The organism is Streptomyces sp. NPDC037100 (assembly GCF_055606225.1).
In genome coordinates this window covers 28,369-48,955 of record NZ_JBVJSX010000001.1, presented here as the reverse complement: position 1 = coordinate 48,955, position 20,587 = coordinate 28,369, and the positions used below count along the sequence as shown (strand labels likewise).

The 20,587-nt window shown below is 72.2% G+C and carries 18 protein-coding genes; 5 read left to right on the top strand and 13 right to left on the bottom strand.

From position 1 onward, the window contains the following. Positions 1-54: 54 nt before the first annotated feature. Positions 55-522 carry an RDD family protein gene (locus ACZ7EG_RS00215; RefSeq protein ID WP_471070104.1) on the top strand — a complete coding sequence of 156 codons (468 nt, stop codon included), beginning with the start codon at positions 55-57 and terminating at the stop codon, positions 520-522. A gap of 80 nt (positions 523-602) precedes the next feature. Here ACZ7EG_RS00215 and ACZ7EG_RS00210 read toward each other — a convergent pair whose 3' ends face one another. From ACZ7EG_RS00210 to lipB, 4 genes are all read right to left on the bottom strand, one after another. Further along, positions 603-1,304 carry a DUF4191 domain-containing protein gene (locus ACZ7EG_RS00210; RefSeq protein ID WP_471070102.1) on the bottom strand — a complete coding sequence of 234 codons (702 nt, stop codon included), beginning with the start codon at positions 1,302-1,304 and terminating at the stop codon, positions 603-605. Positions 1,305-1,380: 76 nt separating this feature from the next. After that, the gene (locus tag ACZ7EG_RS00205) at positions 1,381-1,584 is read right to left on the bottom strand and encodes an SCO2195 family GlnR-regulated protein (RefSeq protein ID WP_471070100.1); all 204 of its coding nucleotides are present in this window, start codon (positions 1,582-1,584) and stop codon (positions 1,381-1,383) included. Between the two features lie 262 nt (positions 1,585-1,846). Further along, positions 1,847-2,836: a lipoyl synthase gene (gene lipA, locus ACZ7EG_RS00200; protein WP_471070098.1), complete on the bottom strand. Its 990-nt coding sequence runs from the start codon at positions 2,834-2,836 to the stop codon at positions 1,847-1,849. A 103-nt stretch (positions 2,837-2,939) separates the two neighbouring features. Further along, positions 2,940-3,740, bottom strand: coding sequence for a lipoyl(octanoyl) transferase LipB (gene lipB, locus ACZ7EG_RS00195; RefSeq protein ID WP_471070096.1), 801 nt, complete (start codon positions 3,738-3,740; stop codon positions 2,940-2,942). A 238-nt stretch (positions 3,741-3,978) separates the two neighbouring features. Between lipB and ACZ7EG_RS00190 the strand changes: the two genes are divergently transcribed. Next, positions 3,979-5,457 carry a regulator gene (locus tag ACZ7EG_RS00190; RefSeq protein ID WP_471070094.1) on the top strand — a complete coding sequence of 493 codons (1,479 nt, stop codon included), beginning with the start codon at positions 3,979-3,981 and terminating at the stop codon, positions 5,455-5,457. A 138-nt stretch (positions 5,458-5,595) separates the two neighbouring features. On the opposite strand, the gene ACZ7EG_RS00185 is transcribed toward ACZ7EG_RS00190, so the two are convergent. Further along, the gene (locus tag ACZ7EG_RS00185) at positions 5,596-7,002 is read right to left on the bottom strand and encodes an NAD(P)/FAD-dependent oxidoreductase (protein ID WP_471070092.1); all 1,407 of its coding nucleotides are present in this window, start codon (positions 7,000-7,002) and stop codon (positions 5,596-5,598) included. Between the two features lie 312 nt (positions 7,003-7,314). Beyond that, positions 7,315-8,217, bottom strand: coding sequence for a TIGR01777 family oxidoreductase (locus ACZ7EG_RS00180; RefSeq protein ID WP_471070090.1), 903 nt, complete (start codon positions 8,215-8,217; stop codon positions 7,315-7,317). Positions 8,218-8,288: 71 nt separating this feature from the next. Between ACZ7EG_RS00180 and ACZ7EG_RS00175 the strand changes: the two genes are divergently transcribed. After that, positions 8,289-8,786: a GNAT family N-acetyltransferase gene (locus ACZ7EG_RS00175; protein WP_471070088.1), complete on the top strand. Its 498-nt coding sequence runs from the start codon at positions 8,289-8,291 to the stop codon at positions 8,784-8,786. 7 nt (positions 8,787-8,793) lie between these two features. On the opposite strand, the gene ACZ7EG_RS00170 is transcribed toward ACZ7EG_RS00175, so the two are convergent. Further along, the gene (locus ACZ7EG_RS00170) at positions 8,794-9,978 is read right to left on the bottom strand and encodes a MarP family serine protease (protein ID WP_471070086.1); all 1,185 of its coding nucleotides are present in this window, start codon (positions 9,976-9,978) and stop codon (positions 8,794-8,796) included. 188 nt (positions 9,979-10,166) lie between these two features. Between ACZ7EG_RS00170 and ACZ7EG_RS00165 the strand changes: the two genes are divergently transcribed. Together ACZ7EG_RS00165 and ACZ7EG_RS00160 are read left to right on the top strand one after the other, a co-directional pair. Continuing rightward, positions 10,167-11,030, top strand: a complete 864-nt coding sequence (locus ACZ7EG_RS00165; RefSeq protein ID WP_471070084.1) for a peptidoglycan recognition protein family protein — start codon at positions 10,167-10,169, stop codon at positions 11,028-11,030. A gap of 53 nt (positions 11,031-11,083) precedes the next feature. After that, positions 11,084-11,311 (top strand): hypothetical protein, encoded by a 228-nt coding sequence (locus ACZ7EG_RS00160; RefSeq protein WP_471070082.1) that lies wholly within the window; start codon positions 11,084-11,086, stop codon positions 11,309-11,311. Here the strand turns inward: ACZ7EG_RS00160 and ACZ7EG_RS00155 are convergent, their stop codons facing one another. From ACZ7EG_RS00155 to lpdA, 6 genes are all read right to left on the bottom strand, one after another. Then, entirely contained in the window at positions 11,312-11,830 is a 519-nt protein-coding gene (locus ACZ7EG_RS00155) for a DUF4240 domain-containing protein (RefSeq protein WP_053671989.1), read from the bottom strand. It abuts the gene before it with no gap. 56 nt (positions 11,831-11,886) lie between these two features. Beyond that, complete coding sequence (locus tag ACZ7EG_RS00150; protein WP_471070080.1) at positions 11,887-12,873, bottom strand: helix-turn-helix transcriptional regulator; 987 nt, start codon at positions 12,871-12,873, stop codon at positions 11,887-11,889. A 59-nt stretch (positions 12,874-12,932) separates the two neighbouring features. Beyond that, the gene (gene aceE / locus ACZ7EG_RS00145; RefSeq protein ID WP_471070077.1) at positions 12,933-15,635 is read right to left on the bottom strand and encodes a pyruvate dehydrogenase (acetyl-transferring), homodimeric type; all 2,703 of its coding nucleotides are present in this window, start codon (positions 15,633-15,635) and stop codon (positions 12,933-12,935) included. Between the two features lie 268 nt (positions 15,636-15,903). Further along, on the bottom strand, positions 15,904-16,527 hold the full coding sequence (locus tag ACZ7EG_RS00140; protein WP_362231884.1) for a GntR family transcriptional regulator: 624 nt from the start codon (positions 16,525-16,527) through the stop codon (positions 15,904-15,906). 255 nt (positions 16,528-16,782) lie between these two features. Beyond that, entirely contained in the window at positions 16,783-18,567 is a 1,785-nt protein-coding gene (gene sucB, locus ACZ7EG_RS00135; protein WP_471070074.1) for a 2-oxoglutarate dehydrogenase, E2 component, dihydrolipoamide succinyltransferase, read from the bottom strand. A gap of 63 nt (positions 18,568-18,630) precedes the next feature. After that, positions 18,631-20,019: a dihydrolipoyl dehydrogenase gene (lpdA, locus tag ACZ7EG_RS00130; RefSeq protein ID WP_471070072.1), complete on the bottom strand. Its 1,389-nt coding sequence runs from the start codon at positions 20,017-20,019 to the stop codon at positions 18,631-18,633. Between the last annotated feature and the right edge of the window lie 568 nt (positions 20,020-20,587).

The following is a 20,587-nucleotide window of genomic DNA, read 5'->3' as shown; positions in this document are numbered from 1 at the left end:
CCCGGACACACCCCGCCGTGCCCTGGTCATTTACGGGCGCAGTACCGTGGACGGGTGGACAACAGGCAAGCACTCGGATCGTGGCTTTCCGGGCCCCGCGCGGCCGCGGAAGAGGCCGGTGTCGACTTCGGATACCGGGGCGAGCAGCTCGGTCTGCCCGAGGAGGGACCCGGCTCGATCGCCCGCCCGGGCCGTCGGCTCGGCGCCCTCGCCGTCGACTGGGGCCTGTGTCTCCTGATCGCATACGGTCTCATCACGAAGAGCTACAACGAGGCGGCCCAGATCTGGGCGCCGCTCATCATGTTCGCGCTGATGGTCCTCACGGTCGGTACGGTCGGCTTCACCCCGGGCAAGCGCCTGTTCGGCCTGCGGGTGCTCGCCCTGGACACCGGCCGGGTCAGTCCGTGGCGCGCCGCCCTGCGCACGGTCCTGCTCTTCCTCGCGATCCCCGCGCTGATCTGGGACCGCGACGGCCGGGGCCTGCACGACCGGCTGGCCGGCACGGTCGAGGTCCGCATCTGACCCGTCGCGCGAACCGACCGACGTGAACGAGGGGCGCCCGGTGTGGTCCGGGCGCCCCTCGTTCATGTCGTGTGCGGGTGTCAGCGAGCCTTCGGCCCGCCCTTCGGCAGGCGCATGCCCTTCGGCATCGGCCCCTTCGGCAGCGGCATGTTGCTCATCAGGTCACCGAGCGCGCGCAGCCGGTCGTTGGTGGCCGTGACCTGCGGGCCGGTCAGCACGCGCGGGAGTTTCAGCATGGTCGTCCGCAGCTTCTTCAGCTCGATCTGGCCCTCACCCGTGCCCACGACCAGGTCGTGCACCGGGACGTCCGCGACGATGCGGTTCATCTTCCGCTTCTCGGCGGCCAGCAGGGTCTTCACCCGGTTCGGGTTGCCCTCGGCGACCAGGACGATGCCGGCCTTGCCGACCGCCCGGTGCACCACGTCCTGGTTGCGGTTCATCGCCACCGCGGGGGTCGTCGTCCAGCCCCGGCCGATGTTGTCGAGCACCGCCGCCGCGGCACCGGGCTGTCCCTCCATCTGCCCGAAGGCGGCCCGCTCGGCCCGGCGCCCGAACACGATCGCCGACGCGAGGAAGGCGAGCAGGAGGCCCAGGATGCCGAGATAGATGGGGTGACCGATCAAGAAACCGATCGCGAGGAAGACACCGAAGGTGACGATTCCGACTGCCGCGAGTACAAGACCGATCTTCTTGTCGGCCCTGCGGGTCATCTTGTAGGTAAGGGCGATCTGCTTCAGTCGCCCGGCATTCGCAGCGTCCGCTGCAGGTTCCTTCCTCGCCATGCCACGCAGTCTACGTGGCCCCACAAGCCCCGACGACGGCAGTGCCCGCGGGTGCACCGTGGGGGAGGGCCCGGGATCAGGGGTGGACGGACAGGGACTGCTCGATGACGCGCTGCGTCTCGACCCGGTCCTTGGCGCGACGGCGGTCCTCCAGCACGGAGGTCCAGGCGTTGCGGCGGGCCGTGCGCTGACCGCTGCTCATCAGCAGCGACTCGACGGCACGCAGGGCGGTCGTGAAGGACGGGATCGCGGTGGCGCGGACGGGCGGCGCGGCCTGCATGGGTGAGGTCCCCCCTCGGGAGCGGGTGTACGTGCTGTGAGTCCAGCGTTACTGATTGGTGTTACCAGCGCGTGACCGGCCGGTCAAACACCCATGAAGGGTCGGCGGGGACCGGTGGAACGCCGACGCGGTCCTGACATGTGCCCTCATCTGCGAGGACGGTCAGGACCGCGTCGAATCGGCCGCTACTGGCGAGTAGTCTCTTGTGCGCGAATTCACACGCTTGTCCCGCCCCTTGGCGGGCAGGGGCGGTGACGGTTCGTCAGACGGCCTGCGCCGCGATGTGCCCGTCCCCCCGCCGCGGAGCGGCCGAATGACGCTGCTCCATGGCCATCTGGTAGAGCCGCCCGGCGCGGTACGAGGAGCGCACCAGCGGCCCGGACATCACACCGGAGAAGCCGATCTGCTCGGCCTCCTCCTTGAGCTCCACGAACTCGTGCGGCTTGACCCAGCGCTCCACCGGGTGGTGGCGCACGGAGGGCCGCAGGTACTGCGTGATGGTGACCAGCTCGCAACCCGCCTCGTGCAGCTGCTTCAGCGCGTCGCTGACCTCCTCGCGGGTCTCGCCCATGCCGAGGATCAGGTTCGACTTGGTGACCAGGCCGTAGTCGCGCGCCTCGGTGATCACCTTCAGGGACCGCTCGTAGCGGAAGCCGGGGCGGATGCGCTTGAAGATCCGCGGGACCGTCTCGACGTTGTGCGCGAAGACCTCGGGCCGGGAGGAGAAGACCTCCGCCAGCTGCTCGGGGACCGCGTTGAAGTCGGGAGCCAGCAGCTCGACCTTCGTACGTCCGGCCTCGCGCCCCTCGGTCTGCTGGTGGATCTGGCGCACGGTCTCGGCGTACAGCCAGGCGCCGCCGTCCTCCAGGTCGTCGCGGGCGACGCCGGTGATCGTGGCGTAGTTCAGGTCCATCGTGACCACGGACTCACCCACGCGACGGGGCTCGTCGCGGTCGAGCGCCTCGGGCTTGCCGGTGTCGATCTGGCAGAAGTCGCAGCGCCGGGTGCACTGGTCGCCGCCGATGAGGAAGGTCGCCTCGCGGTCCTCCCAGCACTCGTAGATGTTGGGGCAGCCGGCTTCCTGGCAGACCGTGTGCAGGCCCTCGCTCTTCACGAGCTTCTGCATCGCGGTGTACTCGGGACCCATTTTCGCCCGGGTCTTGATCCACTCGGGCTTGCGCTCGATGGGGGTCTGGCTGTTGCGGACCTCCAGGCGCAGCATCTTGCGTCCGTCGGGTGCGACTGCGGACACGACCGGCTCCCTAGCGATTGATTCTTCGGCGTCCTCAAGGGTACGCCCGTTGATTTGAATGCCTGTATGGGCGGCTACCCCTCCAGCTCCGCCACGGGTCGTTTTATGCCGCCGGCGTCTTCTCGATCTCCCGCGGCTTCAGTTCCGCGTTCTCCAGGACCTCCCGCAGATGGCGCTCCACGACCGGCAGGACCTCCTCGATCGTCACGTCCCGGCCGAGCTCGCCGGCCAGCGAGGCGACGCCCGCGTCGCGGATGCCGCAGGGGATGATCCGGTCGAACCACTTGTTGTCGGGGTCCACGTTGAGCGCGAAGCCGTGCATGGTGACGCCCTTGGCGACGCGGATGCCGATCGCGGCGATCTTGCGGTCCTCCCGGCGCTGGCCCGCGTTGGACGGCGCGTACTCCGGGCCGTTCATGCGCGGGTCGAACTCCTCGTCGTGCAGACGCGGGTCGAAGTCCAGCGACAGCCCGCCGAGCGCGGGGCGCTGCTCCACCGGGTCGCCCAGGATCCACACGCCGCTGCGGCCCTCGACCCGGCTCGTCTCCAGGCCGAACTCCGCGCACGTGCGGATCAGGGCCTCTTCCAGGCGGCGTACGTGCGCCACGACGTCCACCGGGCGCGGGAGCTTCTGGATGGGGTAGCCCACCAGCTGGCCGGGGCCGTGCCAGGTGATCTTGCCGCCGCGGTCCACGTCGATGACGGGCGTGCCGTCGAGGGGCCGCTCGTTGTCCGCCGTGCGCCGGCCGGCCGTGTAGACCGGGGGGTGCTCCAGGAGCAGCACGGTGTCGGGGATCTCGTCCGCGAAGCGCGCCGCGTGCACCCGGCGCTGCTCGTCCCACGCCTCCTGGTACTCGACGGCCTCGTCACCGAACCCCATGCGGACGAACCGCAACTCACTCACGGCAAGCGCCTCCCTCGGACGGGTGTGTCAGGCACATAACGCGCCCAAGTCACTGTACGTCCGGCCCGGACACGTCAGTCCCGGGGGCAATCCTCACACGATCGGATGAATGTCCGCGAAAATGTGTGATGGGGTGCTTACTCTCCGCTACATTCGCGCCGTTCAGCAAGGCATAAGGCCTGCTCACAGGCAATCCGCGCACATCACGAAGGCCGGAAGGCAGGAGACCGCACCGCAGATGACGGAACGACCCGCGCAGCGCACCCCCAACCGACAGCTCGCCGCGCTCATCGCAGAAGCGGGGTTCTCCAACGCGGGACTCGCCCGTCGCGTGGACCAGCTCGGTCTCGAGCACGGGCTTGATCTGAGATACGACAAAACATCCGTCACCCGGTGGCTGCGCGGCCAGCAGCCCAGGGGCACCACCCCGGCCCTGATCGCCGAGGTCTTCACCCGGCGCCTGGGCCGCCGCCTCACCGCCCAGGACCTCGGTCTGGACGCCTGCGCCCCCGTCTACGCGGGGCTGGAGTTCGCCGCCACCCCCGAGGAGGCCGTCGACATCGTCAGCGGGCTGTGGCGCAAGGACTCCGGCAGCCACGCGGAGCTCCGCAAGATCGCCTTCACCCCGGCCGGGCTCGTCGTGCCCAGCCGGGACTGGCTGATCGGCCGGGCCGACGAGAAGGTCGCCCGGGGCGAGACGCCCGTGTCCCGCATCCCGGCACAGGGCCGCCCCACGCTCCGCCCCACGGCCACGACCGAGCAGGGCGCCCCGTCCCCGCCCCGCCGGCGCGGCCAGGCCGAACGCGGACCCGGCCAGAAGGTCACCGCCGGCGACATCGCCGCACTGCGCTCGGTGGGCGAGCTCTTCCGCACCCTCGACGACGCCTACGGCGGCGGCCACGCCCGCCAGGCCCTCGTGCGCTACCTGGAGCACGAGTGCGAGCCCATGCTGCGCGGCACCTACGGCGAGCAGACGGGCCGCCGCCTCTTCGCCGCCGCCGCCGACCTGACCCGGCTCGCCGGCTGGACCTCGTACGACATCGCCGCGCACGGACTCGCCCAGCGCTACTTCGTGCAGGCGCTGCGGCTCGCCCAGGCGGCCGGGGACCGCACGTACGGGGCCTACGTGCTGGTGACCATGAGCCGCCAGGCCGTCTACCTCGGACACGGGCGGGAGGCCGTCCAGCTCGCCCGGGTGGCCCAGCAGGGCGTCGGCACGTCCGGCCCGCCCGTCGTCCAGGCCCTGCTGCACGCCTCCGAGGCGCGCGGGCACGGAGTGCTCGGCGAGGTCCGGGCCTGCACCGCCGCGCTGGTCCGGGCCGAACGTGCGCTGGAGACGGCCCGGCCCGGCGACGACGTGCCGCACTGGGCGAAGTTCTTCGACGAGGCCCAGCTCGCCGACGAGTTCGGCCACTGCCACCGTGACCTGCAGCAGTTCCGCGCCGCCGCCCAGCACGCCGAGCGTTCACTCCAGCTGCGGGCCCCCTCCTACGCCCGCAGCCGCCTGTTCTGCCGCGTGGTCCTCGCCACCGCACGCCTGGGCCTCGGCGAACTCGACCAGGCCTGCCGGCTCGCCGCGGAAGCGGCAGGCCAGGCGGCCGAGATGCGCTCGGTGCGGGCGGTGGAGTACGTGAGGGACTTCGAGCGCCGACTGGAGCCGTACAAGGACGCGGCGCCGGTGCGTACGTACCGCGACAAGGTGGCGGCCCTTGGGTGAAGCAGCCCAGGGGCGCGGGGGCCTGCGCGAACAGCCACAGCACACCCGCACCCGACGAAACTAGGCAGCCCTCGGAACAGTCGGCACGGGGTCGGCGACATGCATGGACCGTCCGGGGCACACCCGCACTCGACGAAACTAGGCAGCCCTCGGAACAGTCGGCACGGGGTCGGCGACATGCATGGACCGTCCGGCCCCGAGGTCCGCCAGAATCGCCGCCGACGCCCGGTGCCCGGAGTGCAAAGCGCCCTGGACAGTGCTGGTATCCCGGTGATCCCCACAGACGTACAGGCCCGCGAGCAACCGCACCGGCCGCCGCAGATCATGCGGCGGCCGCATCGCCGGCACCGCCTCCACCGTCCGGTGCACGGCCAGCGTCTCCCACCGGGCCGTCGACACCCCGTACAACCGCGCCAGATGCATGCGCACAGCCGTGTCGATGTCCCCGCGATGCCGCCCGAGTACCGTCGACGACACCAGCGACCGCCCCGCCGGTGCCCGGGTCGGGTCCACCCGGCTGACCACCGCCGTGTGTGCGACCGGCCCGCCGAGATCCGCGTCGAGCAACAGCGACGCGCCCGTCGCCGGGGGCTCGTCGGTCGTGTGGTGCACCACCGTCACCGGGTGGAACTCCGGCACCCGCAGCCCGGGCAGCAGCTCGGCGGCGGCGCGCGCGCCCGTCGCCACCAGAACCGCCCGGCACCGGATCTCACCGTGCTCCGCGGTGGTCACCGAGGTCGTCGAGACGGAGGTGACGCGCACGCCGGTGTGCACCGTGCCCGGCGGCAGCGTGCGCGCCAGCTGCTCCGGCAAGGCCTCCGCACCGCCCTCCGGCAGGCACAACCGGCCCCGCGCGAAGGCGCGCAGCGCGAGGTCCGCGCACCGGCTGGACGTCGTCAGGCCCGGGTCGCACAGCAGGGCGGCGAGCAGCGGACGCAGAAAGCCGTCGATCGTACGGGCGGGCAGCCCGCGCGCTGCCAGGGCCTCCCCGGCGGGCAACTCCGGGCGGGCCAGCAGCCGTTCGGCCGGTGTGCCCGCGAGCCGGGTCAGGGCGGCGCCGAGCCGGGCCTGGTCGACGGCCGTGCCCAGCGGAGCACCGGGCCGGCTGCGGGGGACCGAGACCTGCCGGCCGGGCACGGCCACCGGCCGCCGGGTCTGCCTGGGCGCGGACGGCGACCGGGGCGCGCTCGCGAGCGCGCGAACAGCGTGCAGTGCGCCCCTTGCGCCCCCTGCGCCCGGCTGGACGCCGGCACGGTGGTGGCGTCCGTCGCCGTGCAGCAGGACACCGGGCGCGAAGGGCCGCAGCACCAGCCCGTCGAGACCGGGTGTCAGTCGTAGTTCTGGATACGCCGTGGACAGCAACTGGCCGATCCTGTCGAGCCGGAAGCCGTCGACCTTCTCCGTCGCCATGCGGCCGCCGACCCCGTGGGCGGCCTCCAGGACCATGGTCGTCACTCCTGCGCTGGTCAGCCGGTGCGCGGCCGAGAGTCCGGCGACCCCGGCCCCCACGACGACCACGTCCGCCTGGTACGCGGGCTCAAGCACGTGCCCCTCCTCGAGGTTGCGCGGGCGCTGGAGACGTCATGCCCTCAACAGGCCGCAGGGATACGCGAGTTCTGGTCGAGGGTAGGACCGTGATCGGTCAACGGGAGTCGCGCATCGGCAGGGCACGGTCGCACGGCGGTCGCATTCGGGCATCTTGTGGGCATCAAGTGGTCACAGGAGGCTGGTGTGCGGATCGGGGAGGTGTCTCGGAACGGCCGGTCGGGTCCCGGACAGGCGTCCGGTGTGCGCCGCCCGGGCGGGCCCCGGCGGGGCCCGCCCCGCCCGGTCAGGCCCCGGCGGGGCGGGGAGCCGTCACAGGGCCGCGCGGATCGCCCCCTCGATCTCCGGGAAGGCGAACCGGAAGCCCGACTCCAGCAGACGCGTGGGCAGCACCCGGGCACTGCCGAGGACGTCCCCGGCCATCTCGCCGAGCACGGTCCGCAGGACGGTCGCGGGCACCGGGAACAGGGTCGGGCGGTGCAGCACGCGTCCCATCGCCGCCGTGACCTCACGGTTCGTCACGGGGTTCGGCGCGGTGATGTTGAACGGTCCGGACAGGCCGTCGGTGTCGATCAGATGCCGGATCGCGGCGACCTCGTCGTGCAGCGCGACGAACGACCAGTACTGCCGCCCGTCGCCCATCCGCCCGCCGGCCCCCGCCCGGAACAGCGGGAACAGTCGCTCCCAGGCGCCGCCCTCGCGGGAGACGACCAGCCCGGTCCGGGTGACCGCCGTGCGGACACCGGCCTCCCGGGCGGGTGCGGTGGCCCCCTCCCACTCGACGCACAGCGCGGGCAGGAACCCCTCTCCCGCGGGCGCGCTCTCGTCGACCGTGCGCTGTCCGGTCTCGCCGTAGTAGCCGATGGCGCTGCCGTTCACGAAGACCCGCGGCCGGTCCTTCGCGTCCAGCGACGCGACCGCCTCGGCGAGGGCCGCCGTGCCGTTCACCCGGCTGTCGCGGATCCGCCGCTTGTAGGCGTCCGTCCAGCGCCGGTTGCCGACCCCGGCCCCGGCCAGGTTCACCACCGCGTGGCACCCGGCGAGCCCGGCCGCGTCCACCCGCCCGCCCTCGGGATCCCAGCGGATCTCCCCGGCCGAGCGGGGCGTGCCGCGTACCAGGCGGCGCACCTCGTGTCCGTCGGCGGTCAGAGACCGCACCAGGGCGCTGCCGATGAGCCCGGACGCACCCGCCACCGCGAATCTTGAATGTTCCATGAATCCATCCTGCCGGGCGGCCCCGTAAAACCCTTGCAAGGCCTCGATCCGCTCGCCGTAGGGTGACGCCCATGTCCGAGCTCCCCGAACCGCGCATCCGCACCGCCCGCACCGAGGACGGCGACGAGCTGGCCCTGCTCGACCGGCTCGCCTGGTCGCCCCTGCACGCGGTGACGCCGGAGCCGCAGCCGCCGTACGCCCCCTTCTTCAGCGAGCGGCACACCCCCGAGGACTGCCTGGTCGCCGAGCTCGGCGACCGTCTCGCGGGCTATGTCCTGCTCGGTTTCCCCACTCCGCTCGACTCGAACCGGCACGTCCGCCAGATCCAGGGCCTCGCCGTCGCCGGGGAGGCGCGAGGCCGGGGGGTCGGGCGGGCACTGGTCCGGGCCGCCGTCGACGAGGCCCGCCGGCGCGGCGCCCGCCGCATCACCCTGCGCGTCCTCGGGCACAACACCCCCGCCCGGGCGCTCTACGCGGCCGAAGGGTTCGTCGTCGAGGGGATCATGCCCGAGGAGTTCCTGCTCGACGGGGCCTACGTCGACGACGTGCTGATGGGGCGCTTCCTGTGAGCCGGGGCTACGACGCGGCCGGCTCGCCCGTGTCCACCGGTGCCGTCGCACCCGCTGCGCGCCGCGCGTCGGGGGCGACCTCGTCCGCCGTCAGGACGTAGCCCGTCTCGGCGTCCGAGGTGGAGCGGGCGAAGACCACGCCGAACACCCGGCCGTCGGTGGTGAGCAGCGGGCCGCCGGAGTTGCCCGGGCGGACGGTGGAGCGGATCGAGTAGATCTCCCGGGTGGCCGTCCCGTCGTTGTAGATGTTCTGGCCCGTGGCCCGCACCCGGTTCGCGACCGTCGCCGCCTGAAGGTTCAGATCGCCGTCCTGCGGATAGCCGGCGACGACCGCCGAGTCACCGCGCTCCGCGTCGTCGTCGAACCGCAGCACGGGCGCCCTGAGGTCCGGCACGTAGAGCACCGCAACGTCCTTCTGCGGGTCGAAGAGCACCACCCGCGCCTCGTACGTGCGCCCGACGCCGCCGATCTGCACGGTCGGCTCGTCGATGCCCGCCACCACATGGGCGTTGGTCATCACGTGCTCACGCGCGTACACGAACCCGCTGCCCTCGCGCCCCTGGGTGCCCGCGACGCCCTCGACCTTCACGGTGCTCCGCTTCGCCGCGTCGGTGGCGGCCGCCGTGACGCTGTCGCCGGTCGGCTTGGCGACCTCGGCCGTCGACTCGTTCTCGAAGGGGTTGAAGACCTGCGGGAAGCCCGCCTGCGTCAGCGCGGACGTGGCCCCCGAGAACCAGGCCGGGGTGGTGTCCGGCATCGTCCGCTGCACGGCGCCGAGCAGCCGCGACTCCCGGATCGCCGAGGTGACCGACGGCGACGAGGAGGCGCCCAGGACACTCGCGGCCACCCACGCCACGATCAGCACGGCCACCGCGTTGGCCACCGCCCCGCCGATCCCGTCCGGCACCCGCAGCGGCCCCCGGTCCAGCTCCCGCCGCAGCCGCAGCGCGAGGCGCCCCGCCAGCTCGTGCCCCACCACCGCCGGGAGCAGCACCGTGAACACCGCTGTCAGCGTCGCCCGCGTCGTGCCCGCCTCCACCAGGTCCATGACCCACGGCAGGATCCACACGCCGACGACCGCACCGCCCACGAAGCCCGTCAGCGACACACAGCCGGCCACCAGCCCGCGCCGGTACCCGGACGCCGCGTAGGCCAGGACGACCAGCAACAGCAGGATGTCGAGCAGGTCCACGCACGCCGCCTTTCTCTCGGGACCCCTTAATACGCGGGGGGAGGGCCCGGTGATCAGTCACACGCACACGGGTGATCGGAATCGGTCGCGGGCGTGCAGAGGGAAAAACGACGCGGACCGTGACGATGGTTCCACCGGGTGGCACATCACACATCGCGGACGGACCGGATCAGGCCGACAGTGGGATCATGCGTGTCTTGCGAAGACGGCGGGGCGCACGCAGACGCCCCGCCGCCGGGGCACCCGGCATAGCCGGCCTGCCGCGCGCGGTCCGCGTGCTGCTCGGCTGCCTGCCGGGCGCCGCCGCGGTCGTGGCGCTGTTCCTGTGCGCCCACGGCGTGGAGAACGCCGCCGACACCGGCTCCCGCGCCGCCCCGCCCCGCTCCCCGGCCACGTCCTACACCGCCCCGCGCCCGCCCATCGAGCCGAGAGCGCACTGGCTGGGCGACGCCGCCCGCGCGCAGCCGCGCCCGCGCTACGACGACCGGGTCGCCGCCGTCTTCGTCCACCACACCGACTCGCCCAACGGCTACGACTGCGCCGACGCGCCCCGCATCATCCGGGACCTCTACACCGGCCAGACCGGCACCCGCGACTGGGACGACATCGGCTACAACTTCGTCGTCGACCGCTGCGGCACCATCTACGAGGGCCGCGCCGGGGGCGTGGAGCGCGCCGTCACCGGCGCCCACACCCAGGGCTTCAACCACCGCACCGCGGGCATCGCCGCCCTGGGCACCTTCACCGAGGGCATGCCCGTCCCGCAGCCCATGATCCGCGCGATCGCCGCCCTTTCCGCCTGGAAACTGGGCCTGAGCGGCACCGACCCGCGCTCGGACGTCCGCCTGGTCTCCAGCAACGGCCTGAGCCGTTACGCGGCCGGCACCACAGCCCGCCTGCCCGCCCTCGCGGGCCACAACGACGGCTACATGACCAGCTGCCCGGGCGCCGCCCTGCACGCCCGCCTGCCCGAGATCAGACAGCTCGCGGCCCGTCTCCAGGGCAGGCCGGACGGCCCACAGCGAGGCCACAGCGAACGCGCAGCGTCCTGAGATCCCGGCCCCCTACGGTCGTGGCCACAGACAGCCGACCGAAGGTGGGGACCATGAACAACGGTCGTACGAAGGCCCCGGGGAACACGGACGGGCGGACGGGCCGCACGCGCGGCCCCTGGGCGGTGCTCTGCGCGGTCGTGACCGTCGTCCTGGGCCCGGCCGCGGTCACCGCGGACGCCCTCGACCAGGCCAACGCCGCGCCCCTGCACCACGCGGTGCAGGCCGCGGGGACGCACGCGTCCATCGCGTCCGACACCGGCCGCAGCCGGGTCGCCTGATCAGCCCCTGAAGCGCTGCCACAGCCGGGGATAGCGCTCGGCGAGCAACCCCTCGTTCTCGAAGTCGAGCGGCGTGCCCTCCGGTTCCGGGGGCGCCGGCGCGATCTCCAGATCGGGCGCGACCACGCCGGTGAGCTGTTCGTAGGCCTCGTCCGCCGCGTAACCGAGCTCCTCGCCGTCGCCGTCGATCTCCTCGTCGAAGTCGTCCAGCAGATCGGCGAGCGCGTCCGGGTCGTGCACGGCGCCCTCGAACACCTCGCGGCCCTGGCCGATCAGCCAGCACCGGAAGAAGTCGAAGGCGTCGTCGCTCGCCCCGTCCAGCAGCACCCAGGCGGCGCCCCACAGGTCCCAGCGGTAGGCGCGGTTGTAGCGGGACTCGAAGTGCCGGGCGAAGTCCAGGACCGAGTCCGGATCCAGCTGGGCGAGCCGGTCCACGAGCAGGTCGGCCTGCTCCTCCGGGTCGCCCTCGGCGGCCTCCCGGGCATCGTCCACCAGCTCCCAGAACTCCGTCTCGTCCATCACGGGTCAAGCATCGGCCCTGGGGCACAGGGGCGCACCCGGAGTGGGCGGGATCGTTATGCGCCGTCCTCGGGCCGGTAGAGCCGGGCCAGCCGCGCCGCGTCCCCGGCGAACCGCTCGCGCAGGCTCTCCGGCGCCAGCACCTCCACTTCCGGGCCCAGCGCCGCCAGCTGGGTGTGGGCGACCTCCTCGGACTCCACCGGCAGGGCCACCGTCACCCAGCCGTCCGCGTCCGGGGCGTCCGCGTCCGCCAGGGCCTCCCGGGCGGACACCGAGTCGAGGGCGTACGGCAGCGCCCGCACCCCGTCGGGGGACAGCCGCACCACGACCCGCGCCCGCAGGATGGACCGCGCGAACTGTTGCGCCCGCTCCTCCCAGAACGCGGGCAGGTCGAAGTCCGGCTCCCGCTCGAAGCGCTCGCCGTCCGCGTCCACCGCCGTGAACCGGTCGATCCGGTACACCCGGAAGGACGCGGACGCGCCCACCCGGGCGCACAGGTACCAGACGCCCGCCTTCAGCACGAGCCCGTACGGCTCCAGCTCCCGGACGACCTCGTCCTCCCCGCGCCGGTAGCGCGCGCTGATCCGCCGGTCGTCCCACACCGCGTCGGCGACGGCCGGCAGCAGCGCGGGCGTCTTCGGCTCCTTGAACCAGTTCGGCGCGTCCAGGTGGAACCGCTGGGCGGCCGACCGGGAAGCGTCCCGCAGGGAGGGCAGCAGCGCCGCCGACACCTTCAGCCGGGCCGCCGAGGCGGCGTCCTCCAGGCCCATCTCGCGCAGCGCTCCCGGCACCCCGGACAGGAACAGCGCCTCGGCCTCACCGCGGTGCAGCCCGGTCAGCCGCGTCCGGTACCCGCCGACCAGTCGGTAGCCACCGGCCCGGCCCCGGTCCGCGTACACCGGCACGCCCGCCTCCGACAGCGCCTGCGCGTCGCGGGTGACCGTCCGCTCCGACACCTCCAGCTCACGGGCGAGCTCGGCGGCCGTCATGGAGGGCCGGGACTGGAGCAGCAGCACCATCTTGATCAGCCGGGCAGCGCGCATGGCCACATCATGCAGCAGGCCCCCGCCGTGGCGGGGGCCTGCCGGTCAACGGTCCGTTCTCACAGACCGTACTGCTCGCGCGCTTCCTTCACGGACGCCGCCTTGACCTCGCCGCGCTTCGCGAGCTGGGCCAGGGCCGCGACGACGATCGACTCGGCGTCGACACCGAAGTGGCGGCGGGCCGCCTCACGGGTGTCCGAGAGGCCGAAGCCGTCGGCACCCAGCGAGGACCAGTCCTGCTCGACCCACTGTGCGATCTGGTCCGGGACCTGACGCATGTAGTCGGAGACCGCCAGCACCGGGCCCTCGGCACCCTGGAGCGCCTGCCGCACGAACGGCACCCGCTCCTCGCCGCGCAGCAGCGCCTCGTCCGCCTCCAGGGCGTCCCGGCGCAGCTCGCTCCAGGACGTCGCCGACCACACGTCGGCCGCCACGCCCCACTCCTCGGCGAGCAGCCGCTGCGCCTTGAGCGCCCAGTGGATCGCCGTACCCGAGCCGAGCAGCTGGATCCGCGGGGCGTTGGCGGGGGGCGTGATGCCCGCCGACTCCGCCGTGTTGAAGCGGTACAGGCCCTTGACGATGCCCTCGTCGACGCCGTCGACGGACGGCTTCGCGGGCTGCGGCAGCGGCTCGTTGTAGACGGTCAGGTAGTAGAAGACGTTCTGGTCCTCACCCGGGGCCGCCTCGCCGTACATCCGGCGCAGACCGTCCTTGACGATCGTCGCGACCTCGTAGGCGAACGCCGGGTCGTACGTCAGCGCCGCCGGGTTGGTCGCCGCGATGACGGGGGAGTGGCCGTCGGCGTGCTGCAGTCCCTCACCGGTCAGCGTGGTACGGCCCGCCGTGGCGCCGACGAGGAAGCCGCGGCCGAGCTGGTCGCCGAGCTGCCACATCTGGTCGGCCGTGCGCTGCCAGCCGAACATCGAGTAGAAGATGTAGAACGGGATCATCGCCTCGCCGTGCGTCGCGTACGACGTCGAAGCGGCGATGAAGTCGGCCATCGAACCGGCCTCGGTGATCCCCTCGTTGAGGATCTGGCCGTTCTGGGCCTCCTTGTAGTACATCAGCTGGTCACGGTCGACCGGCTCGTACGTCTGGCCCTTGGGCGAGTAGATGCCCAGCGACGGGAAGAGCGACTCCATGCCGAAGGTGCGCGCCTCGTCCGGGACGATCGGCACCCAGCGCTTGCCGGTCTCCTTGTCGCGGACCAGGTCCTTGATCAGACGGACGAACGCCATGGTGGTGGCCACGTTCTGCGAGCCGGAGCCCTTGTCGAAGGACGCGAACGCCTTCTGAGCCGGGGCGGGCAGCGGGGCGATGGGGTGCACGCGCCGGGCCGGGGCCGGACCGCCGAGGGCGGCACGCCGCTCCTGGAGGTAACGGACCTCGGGGGAGTCGGCGCCGGGGTGGCCGTAGGGGACCACGCCGTCGACGAAGTCGCTGTCCTTGATCGGCAGCTCCAGCAGGTCGCGCATGTTCTTGAACTCGTCCACCGTCAGCTTCTTCATCTGGTGGTTGGCGTTCTTCGACGCGAAGCCCTCGCCGAGGGTGTGGCCCTTGACCGTCTGGGCCAGGATCACGGTCGGCGCGCCCTTGTGCTCGACGGCCGCCTTGTACGCGGCGAACACCTTGCGGGACTCGTGACCACCGCGCGAGAGGTGGAAGCACTCCAGGATCTTGTCGTCGCTCAGCAGCTTCGCCATCTCCACGAGCGCCGGGTCGCCGCCGAAGAAGTCCTGGCGGATGTAGGCGGCGTCGCGGGTCTGGTACGTCTGGATCTGCGCGTCGGGTACCTGGCGCAGGCGGCGTACGAGCGCGCCGGTGGTGTCGAGCTGGAACAGCTCGTCCCAGGCCGTGCCCCACAGGGTCTTGATCACGTTCCAGCCGGCGCCGCGGAACTGGGCCTCCAGCTCCTGCACGATCTTGAAGTTGGCGCGGACCGGGCCGTCGAGGCGCTGCAGGTTGCAGTTGATGACGAACGTGAGGTTGTCGAGCTCCTCACGGGCCGCGAGCGCCAGGGCCGCCGTCGACTCGGGCTCGTCCATCTCGCCGTCGCCGAGGAACGCCCACACGTGCGAGGCGGTGGTGTCCTTGATGCCGCGGTTGGCCAGGTAGCGGTTGAAGCGCGCCTGGTAGATGGCCGACAGGGGGCCGAGGCCCATGGAGACCGTCGGGAACTCCCACAGCCAGGGCAGGCGGCGCGGGTGCGGGTAGGAGGGCAGGCCGTTGCCGCCCGCCTCGCGGCGGAAGTTGTCGAGCTGCTCCTCGTTCAGACGGCCGTCGAGGAACGCGCGGGCGTAGATGCCGGGGGAGGCGTGGCCCTGGATGTAGAGCTGGTCGCCGGAGCCGTCGGCCTCTTTGCCCTTGAAGAAGTGGTTGAAGCCGGTCTCGTACAGCCAGGCGGCGGAGGCGAAGGTGGCGATGTGGCCGCCGACGCCGTACTTGCTGCCTCGGGTGACCATCGCGGCCGCGTTCCAGCGGTTCCACGCGGTGATCCGCTGCTCCATCGCCTCGTCACCGGGCACGGCCGGCTCTGCGGAGGTGGGGATGGAGTTGACGTAGTCGGTCTCGAGGAGCTTCGGCAGCGCGATGCCGGCGCCCTCGGCGCGCTCCAGCGTGCGGCGCATCAGGTATGCGGCACGGTGCGGCCCGGCAGCCTTGGTGACCGCGTCCAGGGAGGCCTGCCATTCGGCGGTCTCCTCGGGGTCCCGGTCGGGGAGCTGGTCGAGCTCGCTCGGCTGGATGGCGTTGGGGTCGGTCATGTCGCCGCCTTCCTCAGTCGAAGGGGGTTCCCTCACATGCGGGGATCGGGGGTGCCCTTTGTCTTTGGCAGGACAGGGCGGAGGGCTTGGGTGGCAAGCCCGTCGGCGACTGTAACTCCCTGATCGATGATCGATCAAAGGGTTGAGGGGCAAAACCTCTTGATCACGAGAAAGTAGGCACGGGGTGCCTCCGGCTGTGGCACGCGGTGACTGGTTCTCGCATGGTTTTCGCAGGTCGGAGGCTTTTGAGCGGGGATGTGCTCGAGTGTCACGCCCGGGGCGCGCAGCCCAGGACGTGCGCCTTCACGAGTTCGGCGATCCGGGGGTCGCGGCGCTTGAACGCCGCGACCAGCTCCTCGTGCTCCTCGGCGTACGACTGCTGCTGCGTGCCCAGCCAGCGGATGGACAGGGCCGTGAACACCTCGATGCCGAGGCCTTCCCAGGTGTGCAGCAGGACGGAGTTGCCGGCGGCGCGGACCAGTTCGCGGTGGAAGGCGACGGTGTGGCGGACCTGGGCGGTGCCGTCGGCGACGCGGTCGGCCTCGTACAGTGCGCTGACGTGGGGTTCCAGTGCCGTACAGTCCTCCGCGAGGCCCTGGGCGGCCAGCTCCGCGGCGATGGCCTCCAGACCGGCCCGGACCGGGTAGCTCTCCTCCAGGTCGGCGGCCGTGAGGTTGCGGACGCGCACGCCCTTGTTCGGAGCGGACTCGATCAGACGCAGCGACTCCAGCTCGCGCAGGGCCTCGCGGACCGGGGTCTGGCTGACCTCCAGCTCGGTGGCGATCCGGCGCTCGACGATCCGCTCGCCCGGCTGCCAGCGTCCGCTGATGATCCCCTCCAGGATGTGCTCGCGGATCTGCTCGCGGAGCGAGTGGATGACGGGCGCGGTCATGAGAGCTCCTTAAAGGGGTTTGACGTTTAGACAATAAGGCCGGTTCGCTCCGCGGGTGGGGCCGACGTGGGCGCTGTCGCGCAGGTGAGACGAGGCGCACATGGTGTCTGCGGCGCGAGTGAGCTCGGGCCGGACGGTCTTCGGGCGGCTGCGGGTTGTTCGTGCCGGATGGCGCAGTTCTCCGCGCGCCCGGGGTACGACGGTGCCCCGCCCGGAAGATCCGGACGGGGCACCGATCAGCCGTGCAACCCGAGGTCAGAGCCCGAGCTCGACCTCGAACTCGCCTGCCTCCAGGATGGCCTTGACCGCCGTCAGGTAACGGGCGGCGTCGGCGCCGTCCACCAGGCGGTGGTCGTAGGACAGGGTCAGGTACGTCATGTCGCGGACGCCGATGACCGTGCCCTCCTCCGTCTCGATGACGGCGGGGCGCTTGACCGTCGCGCCGATGCCGAGGATGGCGACCTGGCCCGGCGGCACGATGATCGTGTCGAAGAGCGCGCCGCGCGACCCGGTGTTGGAGATGGTGAAGGTCGCGCCGGACAGCTCGTCCGGGGTGATCTTGTTGGCGCGGACCTTGCCCGCCAGGTCGGCCGTGGCCTTGGCGATGCCGGCGAGGTTGAGGTCACCGGCGTTCTTGATGACCGGGGTCATCAGGCCCTTCTCGGAGTCCACCGCGATACCGACGTTCTCGGTGTCGAAGTAGGTGATGGTCCCCTCGGCCTCGTTGATCTTGGCGTTGATCGGCGCGTGCGCCTTCAGCGCCTGGGCCGCGGCTTTGACGAAGAACGGCATCGGGGAGAGCTTGACGCCCTCACGGGCCGCGAACGCGTCCTTGGCACGGGCGCGCAGCTTCATCAGGCGGGTGACGTCGACCTCGACGACCGAGGACAGCTGCGCCTGCTCGTGCAGCGCCTTGACCATGTTGTCGCCGATGACCTTGCGGATGCGCGGCATCTTCACGGTCTGGCCGCGCAGCGGGGACGCCTCCAGCACCGGGGCCTTCTTCGCGGCCGACGGGGCGGCAGCGGCGGGGGCCGGGGTGGCGGCGGCGCTCTTCGCGGCCTCGGCGGCGGCGACGACGTCCTGCTTGCGGATACGGCCGCCGACGCCGGTGCCCTTGACGGTGGCCAGGTCGACGCCCTGCTCGGCGGCGAGCTTGCGCACCAGCGGGGTGACGTAGGCGCCGTCGTCGGCCGGCTTGGCGGCGGCCGGAGCGGCCGGGGCCTGGGCCGGAGCCGGGGCCGGCGCGGGAGCGGACGGAGCCGGCTCGGGAGCCGGGGTGGTCTGCTGCTGCGGGGCCGGAGCCGACGGGGCCTGCGGGGCCGGAGCGGGCTGCGCCGGGGCCGGAGCCGGGGTGGGCTCGGGCTGGGCCGGGGCGGCCGGGGCCTCCTGTGCCGGGGCGGCGGCCGGAGCCGCACCCGCCTCGCCGATGACGGCGAGCTTGGCGCCGACCTCGGCGGTCTCGTCCTCGCCGACCACGATCTCCAGCAGCGTGCCCGAGGTGGGCGCCGGGATCTCCGTGTCGACCTTGTCGGTGGAGACCTCGAGCAGCGGCTCGTCGGCCTCGACGCTGTCACCGACCGACTTCAGCCAGCGGGTGACGGTGCCCTCGGTGACGGACTCGCCGAGCGCGGGCAGGACGACGTCCGTGCCCTCGGCGGAGCCGCCGCCGGTGGCCGCGTCGGCGGTGGGAGCGGGCGCCGGGGCGGCCTGCTCGGTGGACGGGGCGGCCGCGGCCGGCTCGGGGGCGGGCTCGGCGACCTGCTCGGCCTGCGGGGCCTCGGCGGCGGCGGGCGCGCCGCTGCCGTCGTCGATCAGGGCCAGCTCGGCGCCGACCTCGACCGTCTCGTCCTCGGCGACCTTGATGGAGGCCAGGACACCGGCGGCGGGCGAGGGGATCTCGGTGTCGACCTTGTCGGTCGACACCTCGAGCAGCGGCTCGTCGGCCTCGACGCGCTCGCCCTCGGCCTTCAGCCAGCGGGTGACAGTGCCCTCGGTGACGCTCTCGCCGAGCGCCGGAAGGGTTACGGAAACCGCCATGGTTTCGGTTGCTCCTTACGGAAAGTGCGGAAGTCTGTGTCGTCGCGTTCGTCGACCGAGGGATCAGTCGTGCGCGTGGAGGGGCTTGCCCGCGAGGGCCAGGTGGGCCTCGCCGAGCGCCTCGTTCTGCGTCGGGTGGGCGTGGATGAGCTGCGCGACCTCGGCGGGCAGCGCCTCCCAGTTGTAGATCAGCTGGGCTTCGCCGACCTGCTCGCCCATGCGGTCGCCGACCATGTGGACGCCGACGACGGCACCGTCCTTGACCTGGACGAGCTTGATCTCGCCCGCGGTGTTCAGGATCTTGCTCCTGCCGTTGCCGGCGAGGTTGTACTTCAGGGCGACGACCTTGTCCGCGCCGTAGATCTCCTTGGCCTTGGCCTCGGTGATACCGACGGAGGCGACCTCCGGGTGGCAGTACGTCACCCGCGGGACACCGTCGTAGTCGATCGGAACGGTCTTCAGACCGGCCAGGCGCTCCGCCACCAGGATGCCCTCGGCGAAGCCGACGTGCGCGAGCTGGAGGGTCGGGACGAGGTCACCGACGGCGGAGATGGTCGGCACGTTCGTGCGCATGTACTCGTCGACCAGGACGTAGCCGCGGTCCATGGCGACGCCCTGCTCCTCGTAGCCCAGGCCCTGGGAGACCGGGCCGCGGCCGATGGCCACCAGCAGGATCTCGGCCTCGAACTCCTTGCCGTCGGCGAGGGTGACCTTGACGCCGTCCTGGGTGTACTCGGCCTTCTGGAAGAAGGTGCCCAGGTTGAACTTGATGCCGCGCTTGCGGAACGCGCGCTCCAGGAGCTTGGAGGAGTTCTCGTCCTCGACCGGGACGAGGTGCTTCAGGCCCTCGACGATCGTGACCTCGGTGCCGAAGGACTTCCACGCGGAGGCGAACTCGACGCCGATGACACCGCCGCCCAGGATGATCGCGGACTTGGGCACGCGGTCCAGGACGAGGGCGTGGTCGGAGGAGATGATCCGGTTGCCGTCGATGTCCAGGCCGGGCAGCGACTTGGGCACGGAGCCGGTCGCGAGCAGGATGTGGCGGCCCTCGACGCGGCGGCCGTTCACGTCGACGGACGTGGGAGAGGACAGTCGTCCCTCACCCTCGATGTACGTCACCTTCCGGGAGGCGACGAGTCCCTGCAGGCCCTTGTACAGGCCGGCGATCACGCCGTCCTTGTACTTGTGGACCCCGGCGATGTCGATGCCCTCGAAGGAGGCCTTCACACCGAACTGCTCGCTCTCGCGGGCCTGGTCGGCGATCTCGCCCGCGTGCAGCAGGGCCTTGGTGGGGATGCAACCCTTGTGCAGGCAGGTGCCGCCGACCTTGTCCTTCTCGATCAGGGCGACGTCCAGGCCCAGCTGCGCCCCGCGCAGGGCCGCGGCGTAACCACCGCTGCCACCGCCGAGGATCACTAGGTCGAAAACGGTGCTGGCGTCGTTCGCCACGTCACGTCCTCCATGCATGTGCGCCGTGAGCCGGTCTTCGACGACCGGCAGGCGGCTGGTGTCCGGCCGCTCGTTCTTCGGCCCTTCGGTGGGGCCCTGTCCTGCCGAGCCCCATCTTCGCACTTGTCGGCACACAAGGAGACGCCGGGCTGCGGTGTGAGACGCCCCACGTTCAGATGAGCCGTCCCGGTGATGCCCGGAGGACAGCCGCCAAGGGGCGCGGGCTGCATCTGATCTGCGACGCCGCCGCGCGGGCGCGACCAGCCCCCACGCCTAGGGTCGACCGACGGGCGGGACCACGCCCTGCAGGGGCGCGGGGCTGTGTCCGATCTGCGGCTCCGCCGCGCGGGCGCGACCAGCCAGCCCTACGCCTACGGTCGACCAATGGGCGGGACCACGCCCGAAAGGGGCGCGGGGCTGTGTCTGATCTGCGGCTCCGCCGCGCGGGCGCGACCAGCCAGCCCTACGCCTAGGGTCGACCGACGGGCGGGACCATGCCCTGCAGGGGCGCGGGGCTGTGTCTGATCTGCGGCTCCGCCGCGCGGGCGCGACCAGCCAGCCCTACGCC

What these genes read in the sequence shown, in the direction of transcription:
- aceE (WP_471070077.1), bottom strand. Translation starts at nt 15,635, where the DNA reads ATGACCGACCCCAACGCCATCCAGCCGAGCGAGCTCGACCAGCTCCCC.
- ACZ7EG_RS00175 (WP_471070088.1), top strand. Translation starts at nt 8,289, where the DNA reads ATGTCCGAGCTCCCCGAACCGCGCATCCGCACCGCCCGCACCGAGGAC.
- ACZ7EG_RS00150 (WP_471070080.1), bottom strand. Translation starts at nt 12,873, where the DNA reads ATGCGCGCTGCCCGGCTGATCAAGATGGTGCTGCTGCTCCAGTCCCGG.
- ACZ7EG_RS00160 (WP_471070082.1), top strand. Translation starts at nt 11,084, where the DNA reads ATGAACAACGGTCGTACGAAGGCCCCGGGGAACACGGACGGGCGGACG.
- ACZ7EG_RS00205 (WP_471070100.1), bottom strand. Translation starts at nt 1,584, where the DNA reads ATGCAGGCCGCGCCGCCCGTCCGCGCCACCGCGATCCCGTCCTTCACG.
- ACZ7EG_RS00210 (WP_471070102.1), bottom strand. Translation starts at nt 1,304, where the DNA reads ATGGCGAGGAAGGAACCTGCAGCGGACGCTGCGAATGCCGGGCGACTG.
- ACZ7EG_RS00180 (WP_471070090.1), bottom strand. Translation starts at nt 8,217, where the DNA reads ATGGAACATTCAAGATTCGCGGTGGCGGGTGCGTCCGGGCTCATCGGC.
- ACZ7EG_RS00155 (WP_053671989.1), bottom strand. Translation starts at nt 11,830, where the DNA reads ATGGACGAGACGGAGTTCTGGGAGCTGGTGGACGATGCCCGGGAGGCC.
- ACZ7EG_RS00190 (WP_471070094.1), top strand. Translation starts at nt 3,979, where the DNA reads ATGACGGAACGACCCGCGCAGCGCACCCCCAACCGACAGCTCGCCGCG.
- sucB (WP_471070074.1), bottom strand. Translation starts at nt 18,567, where the DNA reads ATGGCGGTTTCCGTAACCCTTCCGGCGCTCGGCGAGAGCGTCACCGAG.
- ACZ7EG_RS00140 (WP_362231884.1), bottom strand. Translation starts at nt 16,527, where the DNA reads ATGACCGCGCCCGTCATCCACTCGCTCCGCGAGCAGATCCGCGAGCAC.
- ACZ7EG_RS00165 (WP_471070084.1), top strand. Translation starts at nt 10,167, where the DNA reads ATGCGTGTCTTGCGAAGACGGCGGGGCGCACGCAGACGCCCCGCCGCC.